The sequence below is a fragment of the Peptoniphilus pacaensis genome (assembly GCF_900088125.1).
GTDB lineage: Bacteria > Bacillota > Clostridia > Tissierellales > Peptoniphilaceae > Aedoeadaptatus > Aedoeadaptatus pacaensis.
Map to the genome: position 1 here is coordinate 1,744,081 of NZ_FLQT01000003.1, position 26,135 is coordinate 1,770,215.

27 protein-coding genes, 2 tRNA genes and 1 pseudogene are annotated in these 26,135 nt (G+C 49.0%); all 30 read right to left on the minus strand.

From position 1 onward, the window contains the following. Positions 1 to 38: 38 nt before the first annotated feature. Positions 39 to 185 (minus strand): six-cysteine ranthipeptide SCIFF, encoded by a 147-nt coding sequence (gene scfA / locus BN7444_RS09195; protein ID WP_077075141.1) that lies wholly within the window; start codon positions 183 to 185, stop codon positions 39 to 41. A gap of 10 nt (positions 186 to 195) precedes the next feature. Next, entirely contained in the window at positions 196 to 543 is a 348-nt protein-coding gene (yajC, locus tag BN7444_RS08425; protein ID WP_082941329.1) for a preprotein translocase subunit YajC, read from the minus strand. A gap of 13 nt (positions 544 to 556) precedes the next feature. After that, on the minus strand, positions 557 to 1,675 hold the full coding sequence (tgt, locus tag BN7444_RS08430; protein WP_068458166.1) for a tRNA guanosine(34) transglycosylase Tgt: 1,119 nt from the start codon (positions 1,673 to 1,675) through the stop codon (positions 557 to 559). Next, on the minus strand, positions 1,672 to 2,703 hold the full coding sequence (gene queA / locus BN7444_RS08435; protein ID WP_068458168.1) for a tRNA preQ1(34) S-adenosylmethionine ribosyltransferase-isomerase QueA: 1,032 nt from the start codon (positions 2,701 to 2,703) through the stop codon (positions 1,672 to 1,674). Before queA ends, tgt begins: the two co-directional genes overlap by 4 nt. Positions 2,704 to 2,713: 10 nt before the next feature. Next, positions 2,714 to 3,943, minus strand: coding sequence for a SpoIID/LytB domain-containing protein (locus BN7444_RS08440; protein WP_068458170.1), 1,230 nt, complete (start codon positions 3,941 to 3,943; stop codon positions 2,714 to 2,716). Continuing rightward, a complete protein-coding gene (gene ruvB / locus BN7444_RS08445; RefSeq protein ID WP_068458172.1) occupies positions 3,940 to 4,950 on the minus strand; it encodes a Holliday junction branch migration DNA helicase RuvB in 1,011 nt (336 codons plus the stop codon). The genes BN7444_RS08440 and ruvB overlap by 4 nt, the downstream gene beginning before the upstream one ends. Before the next feature lie 9 nt (positions 4,951 to 4,959). Next, complete coding sequence (ruvA, locus tag BN7444_RS08450) at positions 4,960 to 5,550, minus strand: Holliday junction branch migration protein RuvA (protein ID WP_068458174.1); 591 nt, start codon at positions 5,548 to 5,550, stop codon at positions 4,960 to 4,962. A gap of 7 nt (positions 5,551 to 5,557) precedes the next feature. Beyond that, positions 5,558 to 6,052 (minus strand): crossover junction endodeoxyribonuclease RuvC, encoded by a 495-nt coding sequence (gene ruvC / locus BN7444_RS08455; protein ID WP_068458176.1) that lies wholly within the window; start codon positions 6,050 to 6,052, stop codon positions 5,558 to 5,560. Between the two features lie 38 nt (positions 6,053 to 6,090). Continuing rightward, the gene (locus BN7444_RS08460) at positions 6,091 to 6,849 is read right to left on the minus strand and encodes a hypothetical protein (RefSeq protein ID WP_068458177.1); all 759 of its coding nucleotides are present in this window, start codon (positions 6,847 to 6,849) and stop codon (positions 6,091 to 6,093) included. 58 nt (positions 6,850 to 6,907) lie between these two features. After that, positions 6,908 to 7,906, minus strand: a complete 999-nt coding sequence (gene asnA, locus BN7444_RS08465) for an aspartate--ammonia ligase (RefSeq protein WP_068458179.1) — start codon at positions 7,904 to 7,906, stop codon at positions 6,908 to 6,910. Between the two features lie 221 nt (positions 7,907 to 8,127). Next, complete coding sequence (locus BN7444_RS08470; protein WP_082941330.1) at positions 8,128 to 8,763, minus strand: zinc dependent phospholipase C family protein; 636 nt, start codon at positions 8,761 to 8,763, stop codon at positions 8,128 to 8,130. Positions 8,764 to 8,830: 67 nt separating this feature from the next. Continuing rightward, the gene (locus tag BN7444_RS08475) at positions 8,831 to 10,501 is read right to left on the minus strand and encodes a glycosyl hydrolase family 18 protein (RefSeq protein WP_068458183.1); all 1,671 of its coding nucleotides are present in this window, start codon (positions 10,499 to 10,501) and stop codon (positions 8,831 to 8,833) included. 73 nt (positions 10,502 to 10,574) lie between these two features. Then, entirely contained in the window at positions 10,575 to 10,919 is a 345-nt protein-coding gene (rplS, locus tag BN7444_RS08480; RefSeq protein WP_068458185.1) for a 50S ribosomal protein L19, read from the minus strand. Next, the gene (gene trmD, locus BN7444_RS08485) at positions 10,906 to 11,655 is read right to left on the minus strand and encodes a tRNA (guanosine(37)-N1)-methyltransferase TrmD (RefSeq protein ID WP_068458187.1); all 750 of its coding nucleotides are present in this window, start codon (positions 11,653 to 11,655) and stop codon (positions 10,906 to 10,908) included. Before trmD ends, rplS begins: the two co-directional genes overlap by 14 nt. Further along, positions 11,652 to 12,152, minus strand: a complete 501-nt coding sequence (rimM, locus tag BN7444_RS08490; RefSeq protein ID WP_068458189.1) for a ribosome maturation factor RimM — start codon at positions 12,150 to 12,152, stop codon at positions 11,652 to 11,654. Before rimM ends, trmD begins: the two co-directional genes overlap by 4 nt. Continuing rightward, entirely contained in the window at positions 12,136 to 12,375 is a 240-nt protein-coding gene (locus tag BN7444_RS08495; protein ID WP_068458191.1) for a KH domain-containing protein, read from the minus strand. The genes rimM and BN7444_RS08495 overlap by 17 nt, the downstream gene beginning before the upstream one ends. A 311-nt stretch (positions 12,376 to 12,686) precedes the next feature. Continuing rightward, positions 12,687 to 12,932, minus strand: a pseudogene (gene rpsP, locus BN7444_RS09435) (30S ribosomal protein S16); the annotation flags it as partial. Between the two features lie 22 nt (positions 12,933 to 12,954). Then, positions 12,955 to 14,292 carry a signal recognition particle protein gene (gene ffh / locus BN7444_RS08505; RefSeq protein ID WP_068458193.1) on the minus strand — a complete coding sequence of 446 codons (1,338 nt, stop codon included), beginning with the start codon at positions 14,290 to 14,292 and terminating at the stop codon, positions 12,955 to 12,957. Further along, complete coding sequence (ylxM, locus tag BN7444_RS08510; protein WP_068458195.1) at positions 14,282 to 14,641, minus strand: YlxM family DNA-binding protein; 360 nt, start codon at positions 14,639 to 14,641, stop codon at positions 14,282 to 14,284. Before ylxM ends, ffh begins: the two co-directional genes overlap by 11 nt. A 73-nt stretch (positions 14,642 to 14,714) precedes the next feature. Further along, positions 14,715 to 15,878, minus strand: a complete 1,164-nt coding sequence (gene alr, locus BN7444_RS08515; protein WP_068458197.1) for an alanine racemase — start codon at positions 15,876 to 15,878, stop codon at positions 14,715 to 14,717. Positions 15,879 to 15,972: 94 nt separating this feature from the next. Then, positions 15,973 to 17,448 (minus strand): signal recognition particle-docking protein FtsY, encoded by a 1,476-nt coding sequence (gene ftsY, locus BN7444_RS08520; RefSeq protein WP_068458198.1) that lies wholly within the window; start codon positions 17,446 to 17,448, stop codon positions 15,973 to 15,975. Next, entirely contained in the window at positions 17,417 to 20,980 is a 3,564-nt protein-coding gene (gene smc, locus BN7444_RS08525) for a chromosome segregation protein SMC (RefSeq protein ID WP_068458200.1), read from the minus strand. Before smc ends, ftsY begins: the two co-directional genes overlap by 32 nt. After that, the gene (locus tag BN7444_RS08530) at positions 20,967 to 21,962 is read right to left on the minus strand and encodes an elongator complex protein 3 (RefSeq protein ID WP_068458202.1); all 996 of its coding nucleotides are present in this window, start codon (positions 21,960 to 21,962) and stop codon (positions 20,967 to 20,969) included. The genes smc and BN7444_RS08530 overlap by 14 nt, the downstream gene beginning before the upstream one ends. Further along, positions 21,949 to 22,623, minus strand: coding sequence for a ribonuclease III (gene rnc / locus BN7444_RS08535; protein ID WP_167627219.1), 675 nt, complete (start codon positions 22,621 to 22,623; stop codon positions 21,949 to 21,951). The genes BN7444_RS08530 and rnc overlap by 14 nt, the downstream gene beginning before the upstream one ends. Beyond that, positions 22,620 to 22,850 carry an acyl carrier protein gene (locus tag BN7444_RS08540; RefSeq protein ID WP_218016016.1) on the minus strand — a complete coding sequence of 77 codons (231 nt, stop codon included), beginning with the start codon at positions 22,848 to 22,850 and terminating at the stop codon, positions 22,620 to 22,622. The genes rnc and BN7444_RS08540 overlap by 4 nt, the downstream gene beginning before the upstream one ends. A 12-nt stretch (positions 22,851 to 22,862) precedes the next feature. After that, the gene (locus tag BN7444_RS08545; RefSeq protein ID WP_068458207.1) at positions 22,863 to 23,798 is read right to left on the minus strand and encodes a phosphate acyltransferase; all 936 of its coding nucleotides are present in this window, start codon (positions 23,796 to 23,798) and stop codon (positions 22,863 to 22,865) included. A 214-nt stretch (positions 23,799 to 24,012) separates the two neighbouring features. Continuing rightward, positions 24,013 to 24,096: transfer RNA gene (locus tag BN7444_RS08550), tRNA-Leu, on the minus strand. A gap of 36 nt (positions 24,097 to 24,132) precedes the next feature. Next, a tRNA-His gene (locus BN7444_RS08555) sits at positions 24,133 to 24,209 on the minus strand. A 56-nt stretch (positions 24,210 to 24,265) separates the two neighbouring features. Further along, positions 24,266 to 24,832, minus strand: a complete 567-nt coding sequence (rdgB, locus tag BN7444_RS08560; RefSeq protein ID WP_068458210.1) for an RdgB/HAM1 family non-canonical purine NTP pyrophosphatase — start codon at positions 24,830 to 24,832, stop codon at positions 24,266 to 24,268. A 38-nt stretch (positions 24,833 to 24,870) separates the two neighbouring features. Next, positions 24,871 to 26,076, minus strand: coding sequence for an N-acetylmuramoyl-L-alanine amidase (locus BN7444_RS08565; RefSeq protein ID WP_068458211.1), 1,206 nt, complete (start codon positions 26,074 to 26,076; stop codon positions 24,871 to 24,873). Positions 26,077 to 26,135: the final 59 nt, after the last annotated feature.

The following is a 26,135-nucleotide window of genomic DNA, read 5'->3' on the forward strand; positions in this document are numbered from 1 at the left end:
CCCCTTCTAAAAGAAAAAGGTGTGGGAATCCCACAACCTTATCTATCCTTATTTTCGCACTTTTGATTGCCTACGGTACAAGAAGTCTTGCAAGCCGATTGGCAAGAGGTTTGACATTCGCCGCAGCCGGCTTTTTCTAAACCTTTGCGTAAGGAACGTTTCGTCAATGTTTTTATGTACTTCATAAAAATACTCCTATTCTTCTTCCTCTTTGTCTTCTTTATCTGCCTTCCGTCCGGACTGTTTCGTAACATTCTTAACAGCCCATTTCATGATTTCCAAGCGCGTCTTCATGCCCGTCGATTCGATGACGATCACGTCGGCTTTCACTTGGACGATCTTTCCGACGATGCCGCCGTAAGTATAAACGACGTCACCGACTGCAAGGTTTTCCATCATTTTGAGCGCTTCCTTCTCCTTCTTCTTATTCGGACGAATAATACCGAAGTAGAAAATAGCGATCATTAAAACAATAGAGATTAGTGTAGGGACCATAGAATTTCCGCCATTCGCTTGGGAGAAAAGACCATTACCAAATTCCATACATACCTCCTATCTATTTCTTATTATTATAACCATAATTCTCGTAAAAGTCATCTTTATATTGGAGGAAGTTGTCCTCTTCGATGGACTTTCGAATATTGTCCATGAGATTCAACAAGAAATACAGATTGTGGTAACTAGCCAGGCGCAGACCGAGGATTTCATTGGTCTTAAACAAGTGACGAATGTAGGCTCTGGAATAGTTGCGACAGACGTAGCAATCGCATTCCGGATCCAGAGGTCTGAAGTCCCGGGCGTACTGGGCATTTTTTATGACCAGCTTCCCGTGGGAGGTTAGACAGCTCCCCTTTCTCGCATTGCGCGTGGGAAGGACGCAGTCCGCCATGTCGATACCCCTTTCGACGGCCTCAAAGAGGAAATCCGGCGTTCCGACGCCCATGAGGTACCGCGGCTTGTCTTTGGGCATAAAGTCCGTTGTATGGTCCAGGACGTCGCACATGGTGTCGATGGGTTCGCCTACGGAAAGACCGCCCACGGCGTAGCCGGGAAAGTCCATGGCCACCAATTGTTCGGCGCTTCTGCGGCGCAAGTCCTTATACATGCCGCCTTGAATGATGCCGAAAAGATTTTGCCCGGGCTTGTCGTCGTGGTAAATTTTACAACGATCCGCCCAGCGACTGGTTCGCTCCGCGGAATGCAAGATGTATTCCCTGGACGCGGGGTAAGGGGCACATTCGTCAAAGGCCATCATAATGTCCGAGCCAAGGATGTGCTGAATTTCCATGGATTTTTCCGGCGAAAGAAATTGTTTTGATCCATCGATGTGGCTGCGGAAAGTGACGCCCTCTTCCGTAATCTTCCTGCGATGAGACAAGCTGAAGACTTGAAATCCGCCGCTGTCCGTGAGGATCGGGCCGTCCCAGTGCATAAACTTGTGCAGGCCTCCCGCCTCTTCAATGATCTCCGTGCCCGGGCGCAGAAACAGATGGTAGGTGTTGGACAAAATGATTTGTGCCTTTATATCCCGCAACTCTTCCGGCGTCATGGTTTTCACCGTGGCCTGGGTGCCGACGGGCATGAAGATGGGCGTTTGAATCGTCCCGTGATCGGTTTCCAAGACGCCTCGTCTCGCCTTCGTATCGGAAGATTCATGGGTTAATGTAAATTTCATGATTCTCTCTTTTCTATAAACATGGCGTCACCGAAACTGAAAAAGCGATAGCGTTCCTTTACGGCATGGGCGTAAGCCTTTAATATGGCATCTTTTCCGTAAAATGCGGAGACGAGCATGATCAATGTGGATTCCGGTAAATGGAAATTCGTCACGATGGCATCGACGATTTTAAACTCGTAGCCGGGATAGATAAAAATATGGGTGTTATCCGCATCGGGACAGATCCTCCCGTTTTTCTGCATACAGCTTTCCAAAGTGCGGATGGATGTAGTGCCTACGGCAATGACGCGGCCGCCTTTCTCCTTTGCGCGGTTAATGACATCCGCCGACTTCTCGTCGATTTTATAATACTCGCTGTGCATTTCGTGGGCTTCGATGTCGTCGGTCTTCACCGGACGGAAAGTCCCGAGCCCTACGTGAAGGGTGATCTCGGCGATTTCCGTTCCCTGAGCGCGGATCTCATCCAATAGCTCTTTTGTGAAGTGCAAACCCGCCGTCGGTGCCGCCGCCGATCCTTCGTACTTGGCATAGACCGTTTGGTAGCGGTTCTTGTCCTTTAGTTTTTCGTGAATGTAAGGCGGCAAAGGCATCTCGCCCAGTCGCTCTAAAATCTCGATGAAGACGCCTTCGTAGTCGAAGCGAATGTGGCGCAAGCCATCTTCCGTCACCGCCTCCACATCTCCGGAAAGGCCCTCGCCGAATTCGATCGTGCCCCCGACTTTTAATTTTTTCCCCGGGCGCACCATGCACTGCCACAGATTTTTTTCAATTTCCTTGACGAGGAGCACTTCGATGTGTTCGTCTTTTCCCGGCCGATGGCCGAAGATGCGCGCAGGCAAAACTTTCGTGTTGTTAATAACCAAGACATCTTCGGGACGAATGAATTTTAATATGTCCCGAAAAGTTAAGTCTTCCACTTCCCCATTGGGCATGGCGTGTAAAAGTCTGGACGCATCCCGTTTGTCCGCCGGATGTTGGGCGATCAGCTCTTCGGGAAGATCGTAGTAAAACTCGCTTGTTTTCATGCTGTCCTTTCTATCTTAGTTCCGTGCCCGGATAGTAAAAGCTTAATATCTGTCTGTAATTCATGCCGCTTTTCGCCATATTAATGGCGCCGTATTGGCTGAGTCCCACACCGTGGCCATAGCCTATGCCGTTTAGAGTGATACTGCCGGAAATAGGCATGACGTCGCTAAAGCTCGACACTTGACCGACGGCTTTGCTCAGGCCGCTTGCACGAATAATCGAATCCGCATTGCCGGTGCGTATGCTTTTGGCGGTAATAATTCTCTCGTTGGCATATGGCTTTACGCCCTTGGATGTTATTACTGTCAAAGGCTTTTCGGACGTGCGGGCAATTTTATCGGTGCCGAAATTGGCACTTTTAATTTTGATAGAGCCCAATCTCATGCGGAATTGATTCCCCGTCACCACTTCTCTTCCAGCCGTACCGACGACGGCCATGGATTTAATCCGTCCCGTGGAAGAGCGTTCCAGCACTTCCAGAGCCGTGGGACGTCCCACCGAAGGAAAAGCCCTTTGAATATCGCCGGAGGAAAGGGTCGCCGTCCAAGTGGCGTTACGGGTATTCACCGATTGAGGGTCCTTTATGGCGATTAAATAAGGGCAGGGATTGCCGCCCCATACATCATCGATGGCTTCCGTCTCCCCGCCGCTGGTGGCGTGGAAAATGGTATTGGCCACTTCGCCCTTGTAGTATAAAATCTGACCTCTGGTTTCAGCCACAGCCCGATCCGTCATCGGCGATTCCACGCTCATGCCGGCATAGGCTTGGGATGCGCTGGAATCGTCCAAATTATAACCGTATTTCTCAAACTTATTCCAATTGGCATAGGCAAAGCTTCTGGAAATAACCGCCTGAGTCTTCAAGGCTTCGATGGGGGTCGTCGTGCCGATTTCTTTCGGCAGGACGCCGCGAATATAATCGTCCACATCTACGATGTTGACCGATTTCAAGGCATTGCCGGATTTTACGAAGCGCACATTGCCCCGATAAGGCTTACCGCCGATATTGATATAACCTAAAGACGATGAAAACACATCTGACTCAGTTACATTGGAAGCCGTGGCGACAAAGCTGTTTCCCACGGGGGATCCGTTGCGCATAATGCCGCCTTCGGATGACAGGGTTATGCTCGATGCCGTGGGCCCGACTTTTACATGAATGGGTCCCTGTGCGGCAAAAGCCGGTACGCTGATAAAGAGACACGCGATAAGCACGAGAAGACTTAGTAATTTTTTCATGACTCGTCCTTTCTGTAGGGGATTCCCAGGTGATCGTAGGCCCGTTTTGTGGCCATGCGTCCTCGGGGCGTCCGTTGAACAAAGTTAATTTGCAGCAAATAGGGTTCGTAGACGTCTTCGATGGTGATGCGCTCTTCGCCGATGGTCGCCGCAAGGGTGTCGATTCCCACGGGACGGCCTTCGTAATCCAAAATCATGGTCCGCAAAATCTTTCGGTCCAAATCATCCAAGCCGTAATCATCCACATCTAAAAGACGCAGACCTTCCTTCGCCACGTCTTCGTCGATAAGACCGTTCCGTTTCACCTCTGCAAAATCCCGAATCCGCTTTAAGAGGCGATTGGCGATTCGCGGAGTACCTCGGCTACGCTTGGCGATTTCCATGGCACCGGAAGTGCTCAAGGGTATATTTAAAATCTCCGAGGAGCGAAGCAAAATGGTCTTTAAACTTTCCGCATCGTAGAGTTCCAAATTCAGGAGCACGCCGAAGCGGTCCCTCAATGGGGACGCCAGCTGGCCGGAGCGGGTGGTGGCGCCGATTAATGTAAAGTGGTTGAGGTCCAGGCGCAGAGACCTTGCCGAAGGCCCCTTCCCAACGATAATGTCCAAGGCAAAGTCTTCCATGGCCGGGTAGAGAATTTCTTCCACCGTGCGAGGAATGCGGTGAATTTCGTCGATAAAGAGTACGTCATTTTCATCTAAGTTGGTCAATATACTGGCCAAATCGCCGGGCCGCTCGATGGCCGGTCCCGAGGTCACCCGCATATTGACGTGCATTTCGTTGGCAATAATATTGGCGAGGGTTGTCTTCCCCAAACCCGGCGGCCCGCTTAACAGGGCGTGGTCCAGAGATTCGTCCCGACGCCGAGCCGCTTCGATAAAAATCTCCAGCTTTTCCTTCGCCTTGTCCTGGCCGATGTATTCCGATAAAAACTTGGGTCGAAGGGCCACCTCTATTCGCTCTTCCTGAGGCAAAACGGTTTTTGATACTAATCGTTCCTCTTCCATAGGCCCTCCTTACCCTTTCATGGCCAGGCGCTTCAGCGCCTCTTTAAGCACAATTTCCACATCGTCGCTGTCGATGCCCTTGACGGCATCCCTCGCCTCATTCGGCGAATAGCCCAGGCTGATCAGAGCGTCGAGGGCATCTTGTTGCGGTTCGGCTCTACTCGTTTGCACCACGTCCGCCGTCGGTGCCACGGGATGCAGATCCTTCATCTTGTCCTTCAGCTCTAAAATCAAGCGCTGCGCCGTCTTTTTGCCGATTCCCGGCGCCTCCGTCAGGGATTTTGCGTCGCCGTTTTGAATAAAGTAAATGACATCGCCTGCAGAAAAACGACTGAAAATTCCCATGGCGACTTTCGGCCCAACGCCGCTGACGCCGATTAAGAGGAGAAACAGTTCCCGGTCCTCCTCATCAAGAAATCCGAAGAGCGAAAAACCGTCGTCCTTTACCTGAAGATAGGTGTAAAGCACCACCTCATCTCCCTCGTCGAGGCGGCCTAAATTCGGCCCGGGTAAAAAGACCCTCAGTCCGAAACTTCCCGACTCGACGACGACGCCGTCCAATCTTTTTTCTAAAATAATGCCGCGCAAGCGATCGATCATATCCCACCTACTTTAATTCAAAATGTTCCTTGCTCTTCGCCGAATGAATATGGGTGATGGCGATGGCCAGTCCGTCGGCGGCATCATCCGGCTTTGGAATGGCTTTTAAATTCAAAAACATCTTCACCATTTCCTGTACCTGATGTTTTTCCGCGCGGCCGTAGCCCACCACGGCCTGCTTAATCTGCAGAGGCGTGTATTCGTAAATGGGAAGCCCCATTTCCATGCAAGTTAAAATTTCCACGCCGCGAGCTTGGGCCACGGAAATGGCCGTAGTTATGTTTTTGTTGAAAAACAACTCCTCCATGGCCACTTCGCCGGGCTTCGTATCTTCGATGATTTTTTTCAGCTCTACGTGAAGTTGAAACAGCCGCTTCGGGTAGTCCGTCTTGCTTCCCGTTTCGATGGTGCCGTATTCCACCGCCGTGAGTCGGTTGCCCGTCACGTCGATGATGCCGTAGCCCATGGTCGCCAGGCCAGGATCGATTCCCAATACTCTCATAAAACTCCTTAAAAAAAGGGCCCTTGCGAGCCCTTCGGTTACGGATGATATCTTCTTAAGACGGAATCATTTATGCCGCGCCAGTATGCGGATAAGTAAATTCTCAATCCGTCTCGATATAAAAAATTCTTTAACTTGCGATTTAAACCGATCAGCTCTTCCCTCGTAAGGACGTAATCCGATTCGCGGTATAACTTTTTCGGGCTTAAAAAATCGACTTGCAGTTGCCGATCCACATAGTGGTTTAAAGTTAATACCTTTCGCCTCAATACGACCTTCGAAAAGCGATTCGCCTCTTCTTTAATCCGGTTGCCGCCGCCGATATAGTTCATATGGCGTTCCATGGCTTCCTTCCTAAAGCGTCGCACGTCCTCGTGTTCGATGTCGTAGTGAAACAACACCTTGCGCTCAAACATATGACATAAGTCGATGTGGCGAAGGGCAATGACCTCAAGCTCATTGGCTTCTGAGGCCGCGTTGTAGCCGTATTTATAACCTGCCAAATACATAACCAGTTCAAAGCGGTTAATGTCGTCATAGATGGCATTGGTTAAGCTGTTGGCAAAAATATCGCGATTCTCTTTACGACGCAGAAAAGACAAAATGTCCTTCTTTAGGTTTTTTATGGAAACGTATGAAGGGAAAATATTATGAATTTTCTCTTCCAGATCATACAAATTTAAAAGGAGCTGCATGGCCGAGCTGTCCGCACCATACAAAAACTTCTGCGTCAGCTTCGTTTTCATATCGACGAAATTCAACGTCTGTTGATTCAATTGCGCGTTTTGTACGGACATGCCTTTCCTCCTTATCGCTTTTTATTTTATCATAAAGCGCGAAAGAGTTCACTACCTTTTACAGGATGTCTTCTCCACGCAGTTTTGCTTCAAGTAAAAAGTCGTCGGGCCAGACGGAGGCTTGCACTTCGCCAATGGATTTCTTTTCCAAAAAGAACATGCAAATCCGCGATTGGCCGATGCCTCCGCCCACGGTGTAAGGCAATTTGCCATCCATCAATGCTCTGTGGTAGTCCATTTCCATTCGATGGGTCTCACCGCTCAATTCCAATTGACGCATTAAACTGTCTTCGTCGACGCGAATCCCCATGGAAGACAGCTCAATGACGGCATCCGTCGTGGGATTATAGAAAAGAATATCCCCGTTTAAATCCCAATCGTCGTAGTCCGGGCTTCTGCCGTCGTGGGGCTTGCCGCCGGCAAGGTCTTTTCCGATTCCTTGCAAAAAGACCGCCTTTTTCTCCTTACAGATGGCGTACTCTCTTTCCTTGGGACTCATATCCGGATATCTGTCTTCCAGCTCCTGAGCCGTCATAAAGTAGATAGACGACGGCAATTTTTTTGTAAGAATATAAGGATACACGCTGTTAATGTAGGTCTCCGTCCGAAGGAAAACCGCGTAGATTTCCGAAACGATAAAATGCAGATAGGCTTCGGTGCGGTCTTCTTTGCGAATCACTTTTTCCCAGTCCCATTGGTCCACGTAAATGGAGTGGATGTCATCCAGCTCTTCGTCGGGACGAATGGCGTTCATGTCCGTGTAAAGACCTTCGTAATAATTAAAGCCATAAGCTTTTAAAGCATTGCGCTTCCATTTCGCCAAGGACTGCACGATTTCCACGTCGATATCGTACTTACGCAACTTAAAGGACACGGCTTTTTCAACGCCGCTTAAATTGTCGTTTAAACCCGTTTCCGGCCGCACAAACAAAGGCGCCGATACCCGGGTTAAGTTTAATGTATTGGCCAAGTCCCGTTCAAAGTAATCCTTTAAACTTTTTATGGCGATTTGTGTTTCTTTAATGGTAAATTTTGTCGCTTCAGAATTGTTTCTCATACTAACTCCTTAAATAAAAAAGCGAATTCTTCATCAAACGGACGAAAAATTCGCTATGCCACCTGTTCGAGTACTTCATACTCTATTACTAAATAACGGGTAAAACCGTCTGCCCTTTTGAGAGCAGAACCTCCGAGATGTTTTCCATAGGTGCTTCAAGACATCTTTCACCGTCATGCCTCGCTGGATAGAAGCGATCCTACTTCCCTTCTCTTCTAAGGTTATGCCATTTGAACTTGTCCGACCTTTTCGTAACTTAAGGCCGCTTCACAAATAACGTTCGATATAAACACATTGATCATGTAGGCAAAATTTGCATCATTCTCAAATGTGATGGTCTCTTTTTTATAAAGCGCGACTAAAGACGCGATCTGATCTTTCACATAGACTCTTAAATCGTCTTTATTTCCGTGAAAGCTGCCCATGTCAAAGCCGCGAATAGAGTCGCGATCGATGCCGTGTTTTTTTACATGGCGATTTAACTCTTTTTCGTAACTCATATGAGCGTGCAAGTCTTTCATGGACGTGCAACGAATGCGCCGCGCGTGGGGATGGGTCATGTAGTCGCAAAGATAGTGGCTAATGACGCCGATCTTATAGCTTACCGGAAGATTTAAAAGATCCTTCCATGCCGTATCACGAAGCAATTCAGACATATAGGGGACGATGGATACGATCTTGTCCACGATATAGTCGATGCTTTCGTCATAGTAATGGGGAATAAATTTGTACTTCGGATAAATATCCGGTGCAATGGACCCGCGTAACATTTTGGATTCGTCTAAAATGATGCCGTAATCCTGCATGATGCGGTCTCTTAATTCACCAGCTATAATGCGATGTGTTTCAGGTACCATGAACACTCCTTTGTCTTTATTCCAACTTACTAAGCTATTATATCAAAATTTCCGAAATAAGCAATTTTTATTGGTACGGATACTGGTATTTGCTGAATTGATCCGCCATGGCAGTCCATACGTCCGGCGTTTCAAAGCCCAACCGCCAGGAGGAGATCCCGGCAAGATTGTATTTGCGCATAAGCGATACTTTCCATGCCACGGATTCCGCATTTTCGATCCAAATTTTCTCGCTCTTTCCGTTGACGTCTTGATTGATGGTGTATTGTTTTGCATCCTCGTCCCAAGTGGGATTCAAGTTGTGAGACTTGACGTAATCAGAGGTGGTTTGCATGCCCACGGCGCTGGAAGTCAGACCGCCTTCTCCCTCTTTCCATAAACGGGCGTAGAAGGGCACCGACAGAATAAATTTTTCCGGCGGAATGTCTTTTAAGCTGACATTGACATTCCCTTCCACCCATTTGTATTCGGCAACGGATCCGGGCTTGTCGGAACTGCCCCAATGTTGGTCGTAGGCCATGAGAACGACGTAGTCGCAACATTCGGCCAACGCTTTTCGGTCGTAGAGTTCATTTTTTACATTTTTTGAAATCTGCGGCGTCACGCAAACGGAGACGAGAAGATTTTCCGCCTTCGCGGCATCGGAAACTTCCTTGACGAAAGCCGTTAAAGCGTCGCGATCTTCCACGTTCATATTTTCAAAGTCGATATTAATGCCCTTCATGCCGTAGGACTTGGTAAAGTTAATTAAAGTCGCTACCGCTTTTTTACGGGCTTCTTCGTTTTGAAGGAATTGATGGGTTAAGTCCGGATCAAAGCTGTTGTCCAAATAAGCCCAGGTCGCAATGCCCAGCTTCGCATAGTTTTCTACATAGCGAATATCGCCGCGGTCGCGAATATCCCCTTGCGGATTTTCTACAGAGAACCAAGTAGGAATGACGACGTCCAGCCCTTCGATCTTCTTAATGCCGGTAACCACCTCGTCCTTCACTTGGGCATAGGTGTAGTCGTAGGTGATGTTCAAAGGCTTTTTAATGGCCGATTGCTGAACAAGACCGCTGTCCGCAGTATACTCCCCGCCGTCCAAGGTCTCGACCTTTATATTATCCTCGCGGATCCAGCCTAGGTATCCGTCTTGCTCTCTGACGTGATACCAGTCGTCTTTTTTGCCGTAAACCCAAAGCTTGCTATCGGCATCTAATGTGGCGACGATGGGCGAATCCGTGGTGTTCGATTCGCGGAGATTGACGCCGTCGCCGGACAAACTGCCGACGGCGTGTTTCTTCATGCGATTATCCATGATCAACACGTTTTTATCTTTTTCGTAATTCATGCGAATGGGATAATCGTGAATAAAAGCTTCCACCGGGATAAAGATTTGATCGTCTTTCTTCACTAACGGGTCTCTTAAGGCGATCTTCCCGCCGTTAATTGTCGCTTCCTTGCTGTCTAAGGGCAAAACTTTTTCGCCGCTGCGATTGTTAAAGACGACGGAATTTTTAGCTTCGTCGAAGCGCGCCGTTTCGTCGATGTATTTTTGAATTCCTTCCAAGGACATGAAGTACTGGCCGTCTTCACGCATGGCGTATTTTTTCGGCACGAGCTCGTCTTCATAGATCACGTGAAAGGATTTGTAAATTTCGGAATATTGATTGTTGCCGCCGGCTTTATTTAACACGGTGTAACCGCCAAACAGCAAGCCTGCGAAGACCAGTAGTAAAATAAGTAGTTTTTTCATGGCACCTGCTACTTTCTTTGTTTCGAATAGAATCTAAAAGAATAGGCACTGCCAGAGCAATGCCTATTAACAATTAAAACTTCTTTTCTTTAACTTTTGCAGCCTTACCTTGACGATCACGTAAATAGTAAAGCTTGGCGCGACGAACTTTACCGCGCTTTAATACCTTGATTTCGGCAATTCTCGGGGAATGTACCGGGAAGGTTCTTTCTACGCCGACACCATAGGAAAGGCGTCTGACGGTAAAGGTTTCGTTGATGCTGCCGCCTTGGCGCTTAATGACGGTACCTTCGAATACTTGGATTCTTTCTCTGGCACCTTCGATAATGCGATAGTGAACTTGTACCGTATCGCCGACTTTAAAGTCAGGCAGATTGTCTTTTAATTGCGCTTGTTCAATGGATTTAATGATGTCCATGTTTTTCCCCCTCTTGTTTTTCTTCCAGAGTTTTTAAAAAACTCTTATCCGACTCCGACAGTTCCGCGGATTTAAGCAAATCCGGCCTACGTTCATAGGTAACTTTCAGAGCTTCTCTTCTTCTATATTCTTCGATTTTTCGGTGATTGCCGCTTAATAAAATATCGGGAACACAATACCCTCTGAAATTATAGGGCCTGGTATAGTGGCCGTGTTCCAGAAGTCCTTGGCTGTGGGATTCTTCCACCGCCGAATCTTCGTTGCTCAAGACTCCGTCGATCAATCGACTGATGCCGTCGATTAAAATCATGGAGCCCAGCTCCCCGCCGGAAAGCACATAATCACCGACAGAAATTTCCTCGTCTATATAGTGGTCCAACACGCGCTGGTCGATGCCCTCGTAGTGGCCGTTGACTAACACGATGTGTTCTTTCTTTGCCAATGTTTCCAGCTTCGCCTGATCCAGCACTTTCCCTCTGGGAGAAAGGTGAATGACGTAACCGTCCCAGCCGCGATTTTTTAAGATAGCGTCGGTCACGGGTTGCGCCTGCAGCACCATGCCGGGACCGCCGCCGTAACTATAGTCGTCCACATTGTTGTGTTTATCCGTGGTATAGTCGCGAATATTTACGCAATCCAGTTGAATCAAGCCATTGTCTACCGCACGGCCGATGACGGAATAGCTCTTCATCGCATCGACGAACTCGGGAAACAGAGTTAATACGGTAAATCTCATGAAAGCATCCCCTCAATGGGCTCGACGACGATGCCGTCTTGATCGACCGAGCGTACAAATGCCTTTACGAAAGGTATGAGCACTTCTTTGCCGCCTGATTGAATGACCATAATGTCGTTGCCATGCTGTGTCATAATATCGGTCAGCTCGCCGACGAGTTTCCCATCTACAGTATATACCTTAAGACCGATTAAGTCGTCAATAAAATATTGATCTTCTTCCAAGGGCTTCCGATCTTCAAAAGGAATGAACAATTTCTTTTTGCAGATCGCCTCCGATGCGTTGCGCGTATCGATGCCCTCGATTTTAATCAGAGCCATATTTTTTTGAACTGATGCCGATTCCACGGAACGCAGGCCGTCCTCGCCCTCGATATAGATGCGAGAGATGGTTTGAAACCGTTCCGGCGTGTCCGTATAGGGATAAACCTTCACCATGCCACGAATGCCGTGAGCCGATGTAATTTCACCGACCAGCACTCTATTCTTCTTTGGCATCGAAATCCACCGAGACCATGACTTGTTCTTTCGTCCCTATAGCTTTAGCGATGCTGCGAATGGAACGAGCGATCTTGCCTTGACGGCCGATGACGCGCCCCATATCGTCGGGGTTGATATAAACCTGTACGTGAACCTCATCGCCGTCTCTGGTTTCGACGACTTCGACGGAATCCGGATCCACGACGAGCTTTGAAACAATGTATTGAATCAATGCTTCCACGGTTTCACCTCCTGCTTCGAACTTTATTCTTCTTCGGCAACTTCTTCCGCTTCTTCAGCTGTTTCTTCTACAGCTTCTTCGGATTCTTCAACAGATTCTTCGCCTTCGGCTTCAGCTTCGGCAGCTGCGGCTTCTTCTTCAGCCTTTGCTGCGGCAGCCTTGGCTTCTTCAGCTTCTTTTGCCTTGCGTTCTTTCGCTTCTTCGTCCAAACGATCTAATTCAGCTTCTCTTTCGGCACGAGCCTTTTGTTCAGCTGCCTTTTCTTCGGCACGCTTAGCCTTTTGAACGTCGGTGTTATCGTAATTGCCCGTAGCTTCGTAGACGGAATTTTCCTTAAAGAGGCGATCCACGGTGTCCGTCGGTTTTGCGCCGTTTTTGATCCAGGTGTTTGCCTTATCGGCATCGACACGTAAAATCTTCGGTTGCGTTAAGGGGTTGTAGTAGCCGATTTCTTCGATGAAACGACCGTCTCTCGGTTTTCTGGAGTCTGCTACAACAATTCTGTAAAAGGGATTCTTTTTGGAACCCATTCTCTTCAATCTAATTTTTACTGCCATTATGTCCTCCCATATTTCTCATTTAAAACGGAAACGGCATTTTCATTCTGCGTTTGCCCTTTCCGCCACTCATTGCGCCGAGCTTCTTCATCATTTTTCGCAGTTCTTTAAACTGCTTTAAGAGCGCGTTTACCTGTCTGACATCGGTGCCCGAACCTTTGGCAATTCGTTTTTTCCTCGAACTGTCGATGATTTCGGGATGTGTCCGCTCTTTTTTCGTCATGGAACGAATAATTGCCTCGACACGTGCAAATTCCTTCTCGTCGATCTTCATGTTCTTCAAGGCCTTGTTGTTCATGCCGGGGACCATGCCCAGCAGATCTTCCAAGGGACCCAGGTTTCGCATCTGCTGCATCTGGTCCAGGAAGTCGTCGAAGGTAAAAGTTTGGGAACGGAGCTTTTCCTCCAGTTCCTTGGCTTTTTTCTCGTCGACGAACTCTTCCGCCTTTTCGATCAATCCGACCACATCGCCCATGCCGAGAATGCGCTTCGCCATTCGATCCGGATGGAAAACTTCAAGTGCATCCATTTTTTCGCCTAAGGCGATAAACTTAATGGGCACATCCGTAACCGAGCGAATCGATAGGGCCGCACCGCCACGAGCGTCGCCGTCCAGCTTAGTCAGGACGACGCCTGTAATAGACAAAGCATCGTTAAAGGCCTGAGCGACCTTCACGGCATCTTGTCCCGTCATGGCGTCCAAAACCAAAAGGATCTCCGTAGGCTCCGTAGCCTCTTTAATGCCTTTGATTTCGTCCATAAGCGCTTCGTCGATGTGGAGACGACCGGCCGTGTCGATGATGACGACGTCGTTGCCGTTCGCCTTCGCATGGTCGATCCCTTGTCGGGCGATCTCTACGGGATCTTTATCCGTTCCCTGCTCGAAGACAGGGACTTGGATTTGCGAAGCCAAGACTTCCAGCTGCTTAATGGCCGCGGGTCGGTAGACGTCACAGGCAACGAGCAAAGGCCGCTTGTTCTTTTTCTTTAAAAGCCGCGCCAGTTTTGCCGTCGTCGTCGTCTTCCCTGCCCCTTGAAGGCCGGTCATTAAGATGACGGTCGGATTTTTGGAAAAATCGATTTTTTCTGCACTGTCCCCCATCAGGGCGGACAGTTCTTCCATAACGATTTTGATGACCTGCTGGCCCGGCGTCAAACTTTCCATGACGTCGCTGCCCAAGGAGCGTTCTTTTACTTTTTTTACAAAGGATTTGACGACTTTGAAATTAACATCCGCCTCGAGCAACGCCAATTTTACTTCGCGCATCGCCTCGTCGACATCTTGCTCGGTTACTTTTCCTTTGCCGCGCAATTTGCCGATGGTGTCTTGCAACTTATCGCCCAGGGATTCAAATATCAAAGTATCCCTCCTTATCTATACGAGTTTCAATTCCATCGATAATGTCCTGAAAACGGGCATCCGAGGAAAACTGCCGAAGCTCTTCCAAGGATCTGGCAATGGCCTTACCGTCTTCATTCCATCGTTTCGTTTTTCTGGCGAGTTCAAGGGCCATCTCGTAATTCTTTAATGCCGCTTCGGCACGTTTAATGTGTTCGGAAACGGCTTGTTTAGAAATACTTAAGAGATCGGAAATCTCGTTTAAGGAATAATCTTCCTTGTAATAGAGATCCATCACTTGTCTTTGCCTGTCGCTCAACAATTGATCGTATAAGTCCAACAAAACATTGACGTGTACTGTCTTATCCATGATCACTCCAATAAAAAACAGGGTCAGGTTTATTCCTTGACCCTGTGAATTATACTATCCTTTCAGCGGCTTGTCAATATTCAATTCCCATGACTTCATCGACTGTTTTATAGTGCACGCCGCCCTTCATATAAACCTTCGGGAGACGTTTCTTAAAGTGGGTGACGAAGGATGTGGGAATTTCGTTGTTGGCCTTTGCCAACTCTTCGATGGTTACTTCTTCGTCCCCTTGTTTGCCGATCAACACAACCTCATCGCCTACTTTGCAGTCGACGCCGGTGACGTCGATCATCATTTGGTCCATGCAGATCCGACCGATTTGCGGGCAACGCTTCCCACCGACGAGAACGTCGAATTTTTCAGACATGCTCCGTTCCATGCCGTCGGCATAACCGATGGGGATCGTGGCGATTTTCGTTTCGCCTTCCGTAACATAGATTTGACCGTAGCTAACGCCTTCGCCTGCCTGAACGGTCTTTACGTGGCCGATCTTTGCCTTTAATTGGGCGACAAAGTGTACGTCGAAATCTTTTCCGCCGGAATCGCCTTCCGTGGTGCCGTATTGAACGATGCCGGGGCGTACATATTCCAAATCGAATTCTCTGAAGTTCATCAGGGCGTGGGAGTTGGAAACGTGGCGATTCAAAGAAATGCCGCGTTTTTTCAGTTCTTGAACGACCCAATCGTAGCGTTCGTATTGTTTCAGCGTAAATTCGCGATCTTCATCGGCCAGGGCGAAGTGGGTAAACATACCTTTTACTTCCAAGTGATCCATATTGACGATCTTTTCGATGGCGTCGATGCTTTCATCTGTGGGCTTGAAGCCGATTCGGTTCATGCCCGAGTCGATGGCGATGTGCACGCCGGCTTTTTTACCCATGCGTGCGGCAACTTCGTTTAGTTTTTCCGCCACATCGACGCGGTAAAGAGCCATATCGATGGAGTTTTCAATCATCACGTCGGCCAGTTCTTCCGGAGTATAACCCAGGACCAAAATATCCACATCGGGCATGGCGCGGCGAAGGGCGACACCTTCATTGCCGGATGCAACGGCGAATCGCTTCACGCCGGCTTCGGTCATGGCCTTGGCGATTTCTATGGCGCCAAAGGAATAACCGTCCGCTTTGACGATCGATATGACTTCGGTTCCTTCGCCGAGGTGCCGTTGAATTTCCTGCATATTTTTTCTCACTTGATCCAGGTCGATTTCCAGCCAAGCGGGACGTGTGATTTTCATAATTCCTCCTCAAAAAACAAATTCAAAACAATTTCTTTTCTTTATTATCCGACTTTCGCAAATAAATTGCAAGTGTTAGAGTGAATTGTACATATTATTCTGCATCGATTAATGCATTGGCAAAATCTTTTCCCGAAAAATCCTGTAAGTCGGTCATTCCTTCGCCGACACCGATGAGCTTTATGGGGATATCCAATTCCTGAACCAGGGGCAAGACCACGCCGCCCTTGGCGGTGCCGTCTAATTTCGTGAGGATCAATCCGCTTAAGTCCGTGACTTCGTTAAATGTTTTCGCCTGAAGAATGGCATTTTGTCCCGTGGTTGCATCGAGAACCAAAAGCGCTTCCTTTTGTGCTTCCGGGGCTTCTTTTTCGATGATGCGATGAATCTTTTCAAGCTCGTTCATCAGATTTTTCTTGTTGTGCAGGCGTCCGGCCGTATCGCAAATCAACACGTCGATGTTTCTGGATTTTTGCGCTTGAATGGCGTCGTAAACCACCGCCGCGGGATCAGCGCCCTCTTTGTGACTGATGACCGGCGTGTCGGAACGTTCGCCCCAGGTCTCGATCTGCTCGATAGCAGCGGCACGGAAGGTATCTGCCGCCGCAATTAAAACGGATTTCCCTTCGGTTTTAAAGCGATAAGCGAGCTTGCCGATGGTGGTGGTCTTGCCAACGCCGTTGACGCCGACGATGAGGATAATCGCCGGAGACGGTTCCACATTCAGTCGGTTCTTTGCCGGATCGTCTTCCAAAATGGCTCTGATTTCTTCGGCCAAGAGGCCTTTCACCAGCTTCGGATCCTTGATTTGTTTTTCGCGAATGGTTTCTTTTAAGCGGTCGATTAAAAGCATGGTGGTTTCCATGCCCATGTCCGATGAAATTAAAAGATCTTCCAAATCTTCCATCATGTCGTCGTCGATTTGCACATAATTGCCTAAGATGTCGTTGATCTTATAATTCATGTCGTCTCGCGTTTTTTCGAGACCTTGTTTTAAACGTTGGAACCAGCCGACTTTTTCTTCGGCTCCTTCGGAAACAGGTGCTTCTTCTATAGGCTCTTCGCCCTCGATCTCTTCCGCTTCTGTTTCTTCATTATCGTCTTGGAAGGCTTCATTCAGCTCAGGCGCTTCGACATCATCCGATAAAGAGTCAGTGGTGGGAGCTTCAACTTCCGCATCTTCAATGGCGGAATCGGAAGCCTCTTCTTCTTCAGCGATCTCTTCCCCTTCTTCCATGGGCGCCTCAAAGGCCTCTTGGCTTTCAGGGGCCTTCTCCTCTTCAACTGCCGGCTCTTCATAGGGCTCTTGGCTTTCCTCTTCCAGCTTTACTTCTTCAACGGCGTCCTTTTTCGATTGGGAAAAATCATAGGCTTTATGGCGGACCGGATCCGCCTCGCTTTTTTCTTCCGCCTTTTCGACGGTGATTTCTTCCGAAACTTCTTCCGCCGGTTTCGCTTCTAAGGCTTCTTCGTCGATGCGTTCTTCCGAATACTCTTCGACTTTCGCCTCTTCCTTCGTATCGGCGTTTTCGTCTTCCTTACCGATCTTTCGCTTGAGCCACTCCAACATGGGATTCAACCTCCTCTAGTTCTAAAAATAACAGCCGGGAAATTCCCTTTTCTTCCATAGTCACGCCGTAAATTTCATTGGCCATTTCCATGGTCTGCTTTCTGTGGGTGATCATTATGAATTGCATATCCTCGATTTGCTTCACGTAGTTCGAGTAACGTCGAATGTTCGCGTCGTCAAGGGCCGCGTCGATTTCGTCGACGATACAGAATGGCGACTGGCGCATGCGCAGCAGGGCAAACAGAAGGGCTACTGCCGTCATGGACCGCTCGCCGCCGGACAAGAGGGACAGGGATTGCAGCTTCTTCCCCGGCGGTTGTGCCGAAATTAAAACTCCCGCCTCTAAAATATCGCCTTCGTCCCAAGCCAGAGAGGCCTTGCCCCCTTGAAAGAGCTCCCGGAAAATATCGTTAAAGTAGCCGTTGATTAAAATCAGCGCCTCTTCCAATTGTTTCCGCATGTCTTTGTCCAGGCGTTTAATCATTTTTTCAAGTTTGTCTTTGGAAAGCACCAAGTCTTCCCGCTGCTCGGAAAGAAAATCCACCCGTTCTTTCCATGCATCGTATTGCTCCAAGGCGTCGCCGTCTACGGGTCCGATAAAGGCGATTTCTTTATCGATGGCCCCTTCTTTTTTGCGTAGCCCGGTGACGGGCATCTCCAGCAGATCGCCGATATCGCCGGGGTCTTTCATTTGACTCAGCTCGTCGGTAAAAATAACGCAGGCGCGATCCGCCTCTTCCAATTGATTTTGCAGGCGCACCATTTCCTTTTCTAAGGTAAAGGCCTGCTCTTTTTTCTCTTCGAGGTTCAACTTTTCTTCACGAAGCTTGTGCTTTTTCTCTGTCACGTGATTCTTCAGCGCAGCCAAAGCCTCTTCAAGGGCCGTCGCCTTTTCATCCAAGGCGGCTCGTTCCGGCTCTGCCGAGGCGATGGCATCGTCCAATTCTGCCGTCTCATCGGTCATGGACTTTAAATCTTCTGCGGAAGCTTCCAGTCGGGCTTTGATTCCTTCGGCATCTTTTGTGATTTGTTCCAAGCGAAGGGCCGATTCCCGATAGGCGGAAATCTTTTTCTGTCTGTCGATTTTCGCCGCATTCAGTTCCTCACGCAACTTCTCAAGATTTTCGTGGAACGAGGCCACATCTTCCGATGCATCTTGAGCCCAATCTTTTTCGGAAAGGCTCACCCCTTCCAGGACCGCCTCCTGTTCCTTGCGGTCTTCGTCGTCACGCGCCAGTGCGTCCGTTTCCTTTTGAATCTCTTCTTTAATGGAATCCAACCGAGCTTCCACGGATTCCAATGCTGAACGCAGACGATAGAGCTGCTCGGAAGATTTTCTGCGTCTCTCTTCATGGCTCAGTGCATCGGCCGCCAGCTCTTTTTCCTCTCCAAGCAGATCGCCGTGGGTTTTATCCAAGGATGCAAAGTTTTCCTTCGTCCTCGTCAGTTTATTCAATGCCTCTTTTAACTCGCCGGCTTTTTTCGTGATTTCGCCGTCTCGAGTGTAAAGCTCCGTGGATTGGTTCTTCGCCTGACCGCCGGTCACGGCGCCGCCGACTTGAAAGACGTCGCCGCCTTTCGTCACGATGCGATAGCGATGCTTCAGATCTTTCGCCAGCTGCTTCGCCTCATCTACCGTATCCACGATGAGAATTCGGCCGAGGAGAAACTCGACGGCGGGGCGCAGCTCCTCCTTTGCCCGCACGCAATCCGATGCCACGCGGTACGGGACCGATGTTTTATCTTTGACGTCACCGGGTAGCGCGCGATAGCTTAAGCTCGTTAAAGGCAGAAAGGTCAATCGACCCATTTTGTGTTTTTTTAAGTAAGACAGAATCGAACGAATCTTGTGATCGTCTTTTAAGATAATGTTTTGACCGCCGTAGCCCAAGGCCGTGGATATGGCCAAGGCATCACGCTCTTCCACATGCAAATGCTCCGCCACGGGCCCGATAACGTCCCCGTAAAAGCTTTCCGACTTGGCTTCTTTTAAAAATTGCTTGACGCCGTATTGAAAGCCTTCGTGATTGTCCCGTAAGCGTTCCAAATATCTTTTTTCTCTGTCCAATCCTTCGGCGCGAATGGACAGGCTCTTGATCTCTTCTTCCGCCCGTTCTTTTTCTGCTTTGATCTCTTTCATGTGACCTTGCAGTTTTTCCATTGCGTCGTTTAAGTCGCCGAGCTCCCGCCGGATGTCCGATTCTTTCTTCTCGTATTCATCTACATGAGACGATACTTCCCCGGTTTCGCGAACTAATTCATCTTTTCGTAGATTCAGTTGCGCCAGTCGCTCCTTGCGTTCTTTCGATAAGTAGTCGAGGGCTTGCAAACGGGATTCCAGGGAATGGCGGCGGTCGGAAAGCTGTTCCAAAGCCTCGCGACGGGATTTTTCGCCGAGGTCCAAGGCCTCGACTCTTTCCCGGAAGGCGTCGTATTCCGCGCTCATAGCTTCCACGGCGCTATCCTTTTCATCGGAGGCCCGCTTCAGCTCGTCGGCTTCTTCCTGTTGCTTTTCTTTTGCAGATTCCAGGTCCTTTAATTCGTTCTGCAACAGCTCTGCAGATGCTTCCAATCGTGTTTTTTCTTCAGATAAATAATCTCGCCGCTGGATCTTCGAGCGAAGGTCGCCGGAGGCGTGTTCCTTATGGCGGATCAAAGACATGATCTCTTCGTTTAAAGCGGCTTCACGATCCCCGTCGGCATCGATGGCCGCCTCCTCCGCCTCAATGGCTGCTTCCATTTGCCGATTCGCTTCTTTTTGTTCCTTCCAAGTCGTCTCTAAATCTTCGAAACGATGGAGGACTTTTCCTTGCCGCTCCTTCGCCGCCTCCACTTCTCGGGTTAAGCGGGCAAAACCGTATCTTTCCTTCTCCACTTCCAGTTCCGCCAAGCGAAGTGCTTTTTCCCTTTTTTCTTCCATTTCGCCGCTGCGGCTTTTCAGCTCGGAAAAAATATCGTCGATACGCTCGATGTGTTCCGTGGTTTTATTTAGATTTCGTACCGTTTCTTCTTTCCGCAATTTAAAACGGCTGATGCCCGCCGCTTCTTCGAAGGCATTTCGACGGTCTTGGGGCCTCGTACTTAAAATCTCTTCGATTTGCCCTTGGCCGATAAATGAGTAGCCGTTCTTGCCGATCCCCGTATCTAAAAATATTTCTCGTACGTCTTTTTGGCGAACGCGCTTTTTGTTGATCGTGTATTGGCTCTCCCCGGAGCGGAAATATTTTCTTGAAACGGACAGCTCTTCGTAGGGCAAATCAAAAAAGCCGTCCTTATTGTCAAATGTGAGAACGACTTCTGCAAAATTCACCCCTTGTTGACGATCGGTGCCGCTGAAAATAACATCTTCCATCTTGCTGCCGCGGAGCTGTTTGACACTGGATTCGCCCAGTGCCCACATAATGCCGTCGACGATATTACTCTTGCCGCTGCCGTTTGGGCCGACAATGGCCGTAATATCTTCGGAAAAGCGTATGCGCGTTCTTTTTGCAAAAGATTTAAAGCCGTAAAGCTCCATTTCAATTAAGTGCATAAGTATCTTTTTCCTCTCCGTCGATCCGCAACAAATTTCCCTCGCCGGGAATGGTTCGAAATAGTATGGGACCGTAAGTTTTTTCCAGGACTTTTCTTCCGTAGCCGAAAGGGCCGACCAGGTAATTGATCGCCCGGCCGCTTCCTTCCACGGACTGCACCGACTTGTAGCGAGCAAGGATTTTATTCACTCGCCGTCGCGATTCAGCGAATTCCCTGAAATTATCGTGATAAGGCCCCGCTACATAGGCGCTGCGATCCATTTGAGGGAGGCCCGCCCGTATAACATCCAGACCCGCCGCTTCGTATTTATCAAGCAAAGCGGCCGTTCGCCCGATAGCTTCTTTTAAGGTTAAGGGCTTGTATCGGGCATCGCTATACATGGCATAAAGCTCCGTCCCTTGAAATACCACCGTGGGATAAATCCGCACGAAATCGCCCCGATTGACAATCCAGCGTGCCGTGTTCAGATCTTTTTCGAAAGAATCCTTCGGCAAGCCGATCATCTGCTGAAGGCCCACCTGAATCCCCGCAGCCTTTGCCGATTTTACCGTTCGGTCCATCTCCTCCACATTCACGCCGCGCATAGAAGTCCTTAGCACCTCAGGATCTATAGACTGGATGCCGAATTCGATGGTCTTGACGCCGCATACCTTTAACCGTTCGAAATCTTCTTCAAATAATGCTTCGGGCCGCGTAGAAAGTCGAATCCCGGTGACCTGTCCCCTCTCGATAAAAGGCTGTACCGAAGAAAGAAGGGCTTTTTGTTTTTCCAAGGCCAGCATGGTAAAGGTGCCGCCGTAAAAAGCGACCTCCGACGGTCGGTTGCCGTTCCTTTCCAGAGCCCTTGTAATCCTCTCCTCCACTTCATTCACAGAAAGAAGACCGGATACGCCGGTGATTTGATTTTGATTGCAGTAAATGCATTTCACCGGGCAGCCGGAAAAAGGTATAAAAATGGGAATAATATTACGCTTCGCCATGTTCCAACTTTCTGATCGCCTGCGCTGCGGCACGGCTTTGAGCTTTTTTCTTGTTACGCCCCCGGCCCGAAGCCACGGGGCGGCCGAGAATATAGACCGTCGCTTCAAAGCGATCTTCGTCGCCGACGGCTTGGGCGTCGATTTCAACACAGCGGTAGTCCACGCCGTTGCTGTGATGCTCTTTCTGCACCATCTCCTGCAAACGGGACTTGTAGTCCGTCGCCTCTTCGGAACCGCCTGTTAACAAGGTCTTTTCCACGAAAGATTTAGCCGCATTCATGCCTTGGTCCAAATAAACGGCACCGAGAAGGGCTTCGTATAAATCGTCTCCGGGCACGTTAAACTTCTCATCCCTCTTCAGCTCTTCTCCTTTGAGAAAAAACTCCTGAAGACCTAAATCATCCGCTGCCCTTTTCAAAGACGCCTCGCAAACCATGGCGGCCCTTTCCTTCGTCAGGGCGCCTTCCTCTTCCTCTGAATTGGAAAAAAGATAGTCTCCCACGAGGAAATTTAACAGGCTGTCGCCGAGAAACTCCAATCGCTCGTATGAATGGGTGTTGTTTTCCCTGCTGTAAGTCTTGTGAGTGAAGGCCTCTTTTAATAGGGCCGTGTCATTAAAGTGAATGCCTATGCGCTCTTCTAGCTTTTTAAAATCGATCACTCGAAATCGTACGCTTCCAGCAAATCCAAAACGTCGCCGATGGTGTGGACGCTTTCCAATTTTTCTTCTTCGATTTCAATATCGAATTCATCTTCCACGCTCATAATGGTTTCGACCAACTCGATGGAATCCATATTTAAATCTTCGACGAAATCCATGGAAGGATCCAATTCATCCACCGGACGATTTAATTGTTCTGCGATAATTTCTAAAATTCTCTCTCTCATCATGACACTCCTTTATTCTCTTTCTTCCCCGCGAACCATTTTAACCAACGCCGCCGTCGCCGAAAGAATTGCCTCTTCATTCGACGAGCCATGGGCTTTAAACACCGGCTTGTCCAAACCGAGGAGCGGAACGCCGCCGTAACGGCTGTAATCCAAATCGCCCAGTATCTTTTGGCCGAGCATTTTTATTTCGCCCCCATGTTCGCTTCCCTTCGCCAGAGATTTCATTCCCTGTTGAATATAGCCAACGGTTCCCTCGATGGTTTTAAGCATGATATTTCCCGCAAATCCGTCGGCGACGATGACATTCACATTGTTAAAGAGGACGTCTCGCGCTTCGATATTGCCCTTGAAGCAATCCAGCTCTTCCGCCATCAGTTCATAAGCGGTTTTTACCTGTTGATTGCCTTTGCCTTCTTCCGTGCCCACATTTAACAGGGCCACCGTCGCATCGTCGACGCCTTCCACATGGCGCATATAATCCAAACCCATTTTCGCAAAACTTAACAGCAGCTCGGGAGAGGCATCCATATTGGCGCCAACGTCCAGGATCAATTTCTTTTGGCCGCTGATTTCCAAAAATACGGGAAGGGCCGCCCGTTCCACGCCTTCTTTTCTCTTGACGATAAACATGCCGCCGGCCAGCAAGGCGCCGGTGCTGCCCGCGCTCACCATTCCGTCGACCATGCCTTCTTTCAACGCGGCAAGGCCCTGCACGATGGCGCTGTCTTTCTTTTTCCTTATGGCCAGAGCCGGGCTTTCGTCCTGTGATATAGACGAAGGACAGTGCACGATATGCGCCTCGTCTACGCCGTTAAATTCCGCGAGCAAATCCCTGTCGCCGAAAAAGTACGGCTCGATGCCGTAGGCATCCTTTGCCTTCAGTGCTCCCAGTACGATGGCGCCCGGTGCGTGGTCGCCACCCTGACAATCAAAAGCTATCTTCATATGATTCCCCTTTATATTAAACCTTCGGTGAAATACCTCTGTTCGATCCAATCCATTGTAATATAAATCCTCCTAGTCATTCAACCGTTTGAGAAAAGTGGAGAAATTTTCGCATAAAAAAAATAACCCTACAACCTTTAACGGTTGTAAGGTTAATATCGTCAATAGGACACCCGCCATCGAGCTCAACGGAACTCGACTTGGGGAGTCTGCTTGGTGCGGGAAAGAGGACTTGAACCCCCACGTCGTTGACACTAGATCCTAAGTCTAGCGCGTCTGCCAATTCCGCCATTCCCGCGTGCTCGCTTTCGCGAGTTGAAATCCCGAAGGATTATGGGGTGGATAGTGGGAATCGAACCCACGATCTCCAGGACCACAATCTGGCGCCTTAACCTACTAGGCCATACCCACCACAAAATTTGACGATGGATATATATTAACATCATTTTATATCCATGTCAAATGTTTTATAGCTCTAAGGATTCGACGAAGGCGCGGAGGGCGTGACCTCGATGGCTGACGGCATTTTTCTCTTGATCTGTCATCTCCGCAAAGGTCTTTTCATAACCTTCGGGAATAAAGAGAGGATCGTAGCCGAAGCCTCCATCTCCCCTTGCCGATTCAGTGATCTTGCCAGGACAAATTCCCTCTACCGTGTAAATATCGCCACCTCGCTTCACGGCGATGACGGTTTTGAAATAGGCCCGACGATCGGTTTTACCTTTCATCTCACGCAAAAGCTTCTCGCGATTTTTTTCATCGTTTCCGTCTTCCCCGGCATAGCGTGCGGAATAGACGCCCGGACGGCCGTCCAGAGCGTGGACAAACAGCCCCGTATCGTCGCCAATGACGATTTCGCCTTCGAGGGGTTTTATTTTAATCACGGCATTTTCTTCCAAGCTGTCCCCGTCTTCGATGGGGTGAATGGCGCCGTAGCCGGCTTCCGTCTTTGAAAGGACGTGGCATTTGCCCTCCACAAGTTCGCGAATCTCTTTGAGTTTGTGTTGATTGTCCGTTGAAACGATTATGTTCATAGGCTCTCCTTTAAAAAAAGGAAGGCTTTCCGCCTTCCTTACATGTATTTGCGATTGTAACTTTCGATGCCGTTGACGATGCCGATGGCCAATTTGTCCAGGTAACTGTCGCTCTTGATCTTTTCAAGTTCGTCGGGGTTAGACATAAAGCCACCTTCGATCAGGCAGGCCGTCATATTCGTTCTTCGAAGGACGGCAAGTTCCGGACGGTTTTTAATGCCGCGATTATTGGCGCCGGTTTCTTTCAGCACGCCGTTTAACACTTCTCTGGCCAGTCTCGTTTGATCGCCTGCATTTATCTTGCGATCCACATCGTTTTCGGAAGCATACAGTACTTCGATTCCGTATGCCGATGAGCTGCCCGCCGAGTTAAAGTGAATGCTCACAAAAATATCCGCATTGTTGCGATTGGCGATGGCCGCCCGCTCACTCAATGCAATAAATTCGTCGGTGGTACGGGTCATAATGACATTGTAGCCCCGTTGACGCAATAAGGATTCGACGCGGGGCGCCAAGCGAAGAGTCAGGGATTTTTCCGTCGTCTTGTCTTCAGCGACGGCGCCGGAATCTTTTCCTCCGTGTCCGGCATCAAGTACGATGGTAACATCCTTCTTTTGACCCTTGTTCATGGACTGAGGTTTCGCCTGATCGACCTCCGGAGCTTTCGGCATGGGGGCGGGATCCTTCGCCTTCACAGCAGGCTTTTCTGTCTTTTGCGGTGCCGGCGTTTGTTTCGGCGCTTGCACCACGCCGTTGTCTATGGTGGCAAGCTTTTTGCTTTGATCCCAATTTACTGCAAAGCCCAGGGACTCCGATAAAAATCGCAAGGGCACCATGGTCTTACAAGCTTTGCCTTGTTCCGTATATTCTGTCAGTCTCGGAACGGAAGCACTGTCCAGCTTCTGTTTTTTACCGTTTACGTAGACGACTGAGCTGTCGATCTTTAATTTTATGTCTTTGTCCTGCATGGATATGCTGACCGATTTCGTATTTTGGTTCCACTTTACATTGGCACCCATAAGTTCCGTCAGTTCGCGAATGGGAACGAAGGTGCGTCCGTTATCCACGTAGGGTTTGTATTCACAATATAAATCGAATCCGTTGACTTTCACATTGGCCGTGCCGACTCTGCGGCTATTGCCGTTTGTTTTGACTCGCAAGGTCGCACCGGCCGCCTCTGAAAATCCCGTAAGTACTAAGAGAAAGGCAAAGCAAAGTGCGAGACTCTGTAAGAATCGCTTCAAGAGAACCTCCTTCAATTCGTAACAATTTGTCACCCTAATTATCCTTGCCTCGCCCTAAA

Bases quoted from the DNA above. Each gene is read 5' to 3' on its own strand.
- scfA (WP_077075141.1), bottom strand. From the start codon at position 185: ATGAAGTACATAAAAACATTGACGAAACGTTCCTTACGCAAAGGTTTA.
- yajC (WP_082941329.1), bottom strand. From the start codon at position 543: ATGGAATTTGGTAATGGTCTTTTCTCCCAAGCGAATGGCGGAAATTCT.
- tgt (WP_068458166.1), bottom strand. From the start codon at position 1,675: ATGAAATTTACATTAACCCATGAATCTTCCGATACGAAGGCGAGACGA.
- queA (WP_068458168.1), bottom strand. From the start codon at position 2,703: ATGAAAACAAGCGAGTTTTACTACGATCTTCCCGAAGAGCTGATCGCC.
- BN7444_RS08440 (WP_068458170.1), bottom strand. From the start codon at position 3,943: ATGAAAAAATTACTAAGTCTTCTCGTGCTTATCGCGTGTCTCTTTATC.
- ruvB (WP_068458172.1), bottom strand. From the start codon at position 4,950: ATGGAAGAGGAACGATTAGTATCAAAAACCGTTTTGCCTCAGGAAGAG.
- ruvA (WP_068458174.1), bottom strand. From the start codon at position 5,550: ATGATCGATCGCTTGCGCGGCATTATTTTAGAAAAAAGATTGGACGGC.
- ruvC (WP_068458176.1), bottom strand. From the start codon at position 6,052: ATGAGAGTATTGGGAATCGATCCTGGCCTGGCGACCATGGGCTACGGC.
- BN7444_RS08460 (WP_068458177.1), bottom strand. From the start codon at position 6,849: ATGTCCGTACAAAACGCGCAATTGAATCAACAGACGTTGAATTTCGTC.
- asnA (WP_068458179.1), bottom strand. From the start codon at position 7,906: ATGAGAAACAATTCTGAAGCGACAAAATTTACCATTAAAGAAACACAA.
- BN7444_RS08470 (WP_082941330.1), bottom strand. From the start codon at position 8,763: ATGGTACCTGAAACACATCGCATTATAGCTGGTGAATTAAGAGACCGC.
- BN7444_RS08475 (WP_068458183.1), bottom strand. From the start codon at position 10,501: ATGAAAAAACTACTTATTTTACTACTGGTCTTCGCAGGCTTGCTGTTT.
- rplS (WP_068458185.1), bottom strand. From the start codon at position 10,919: ATGGACATCATTAAATCCATTGAACAAGCGCAATTAAAAGACAATCTG.
- trmD (WP_068458187.1), bottom strand. From the start codon at position 11,655: ATGAGATTTACCGTATTAACTCTGTTTCCCGAGTTCGTCGATGCGATG.
- rimM (WP_068458189.1), bottom strand. From the start codon at position 12,152: ATGCCAAAGAAGAATAGAGTGCTGGTCGGTGAAATTACATCGGCTCAC.
- ylxM (WP_068458195.1), bottom strand. From the start codon at position 14,641: ATGGATAAGACAGTACACGTCAATGTTTTGTTGGACTTATACGATCAA.
- alr (WP_068458197.1), bottom strand. From the start codon at position 15,878: ATGAAAATCACACGTCCCGCTTGGCTGGAAATCGACCTGGATCAAGTG.
- ftsY (WP_068458198.1), bottom strand. From the start codon at position 17,448: ATGTTGGAGTGGCTCAAGCGAAAGATCGGTAAGGAAGACGAAAACGCC.
- smc (WP_068458200.1), bottom strand. From the start codon at position 20,980: ATGCACTTAATTGAAATGGAGCTTTACGGCTTTAAATCTTTTGCAAAA.
- BN7444_RS08530 (WP_068458202.1), bottom strand. From the start codon at position 21,962: ATGGCGAAGCGTAATATTATTCCCATTTTTATACCTTTTTCCGGCTGC.
- BN7444_RS08540 (WP_218016016.1), bottom strand. From the start codon at position 22,850: ATGAGAGAGAGAATTTTAGAAATTATCGCAGAACAATTAAATCGTCCG.
- BN7444_RS08545 (WP_068458207.1), bottom strand. From the start codon at position 23,798: ATGAAGATAGCTTTTGATTGTCAGGGTGGCGACCACGCACCGGGCGCC.
- rdgB (WP_068458210.1), bottom strand. From the start codon at position 24,832: ATGAACATAATCGTTTCAACGGACAATCAACACAAACTCAAAGAGATT.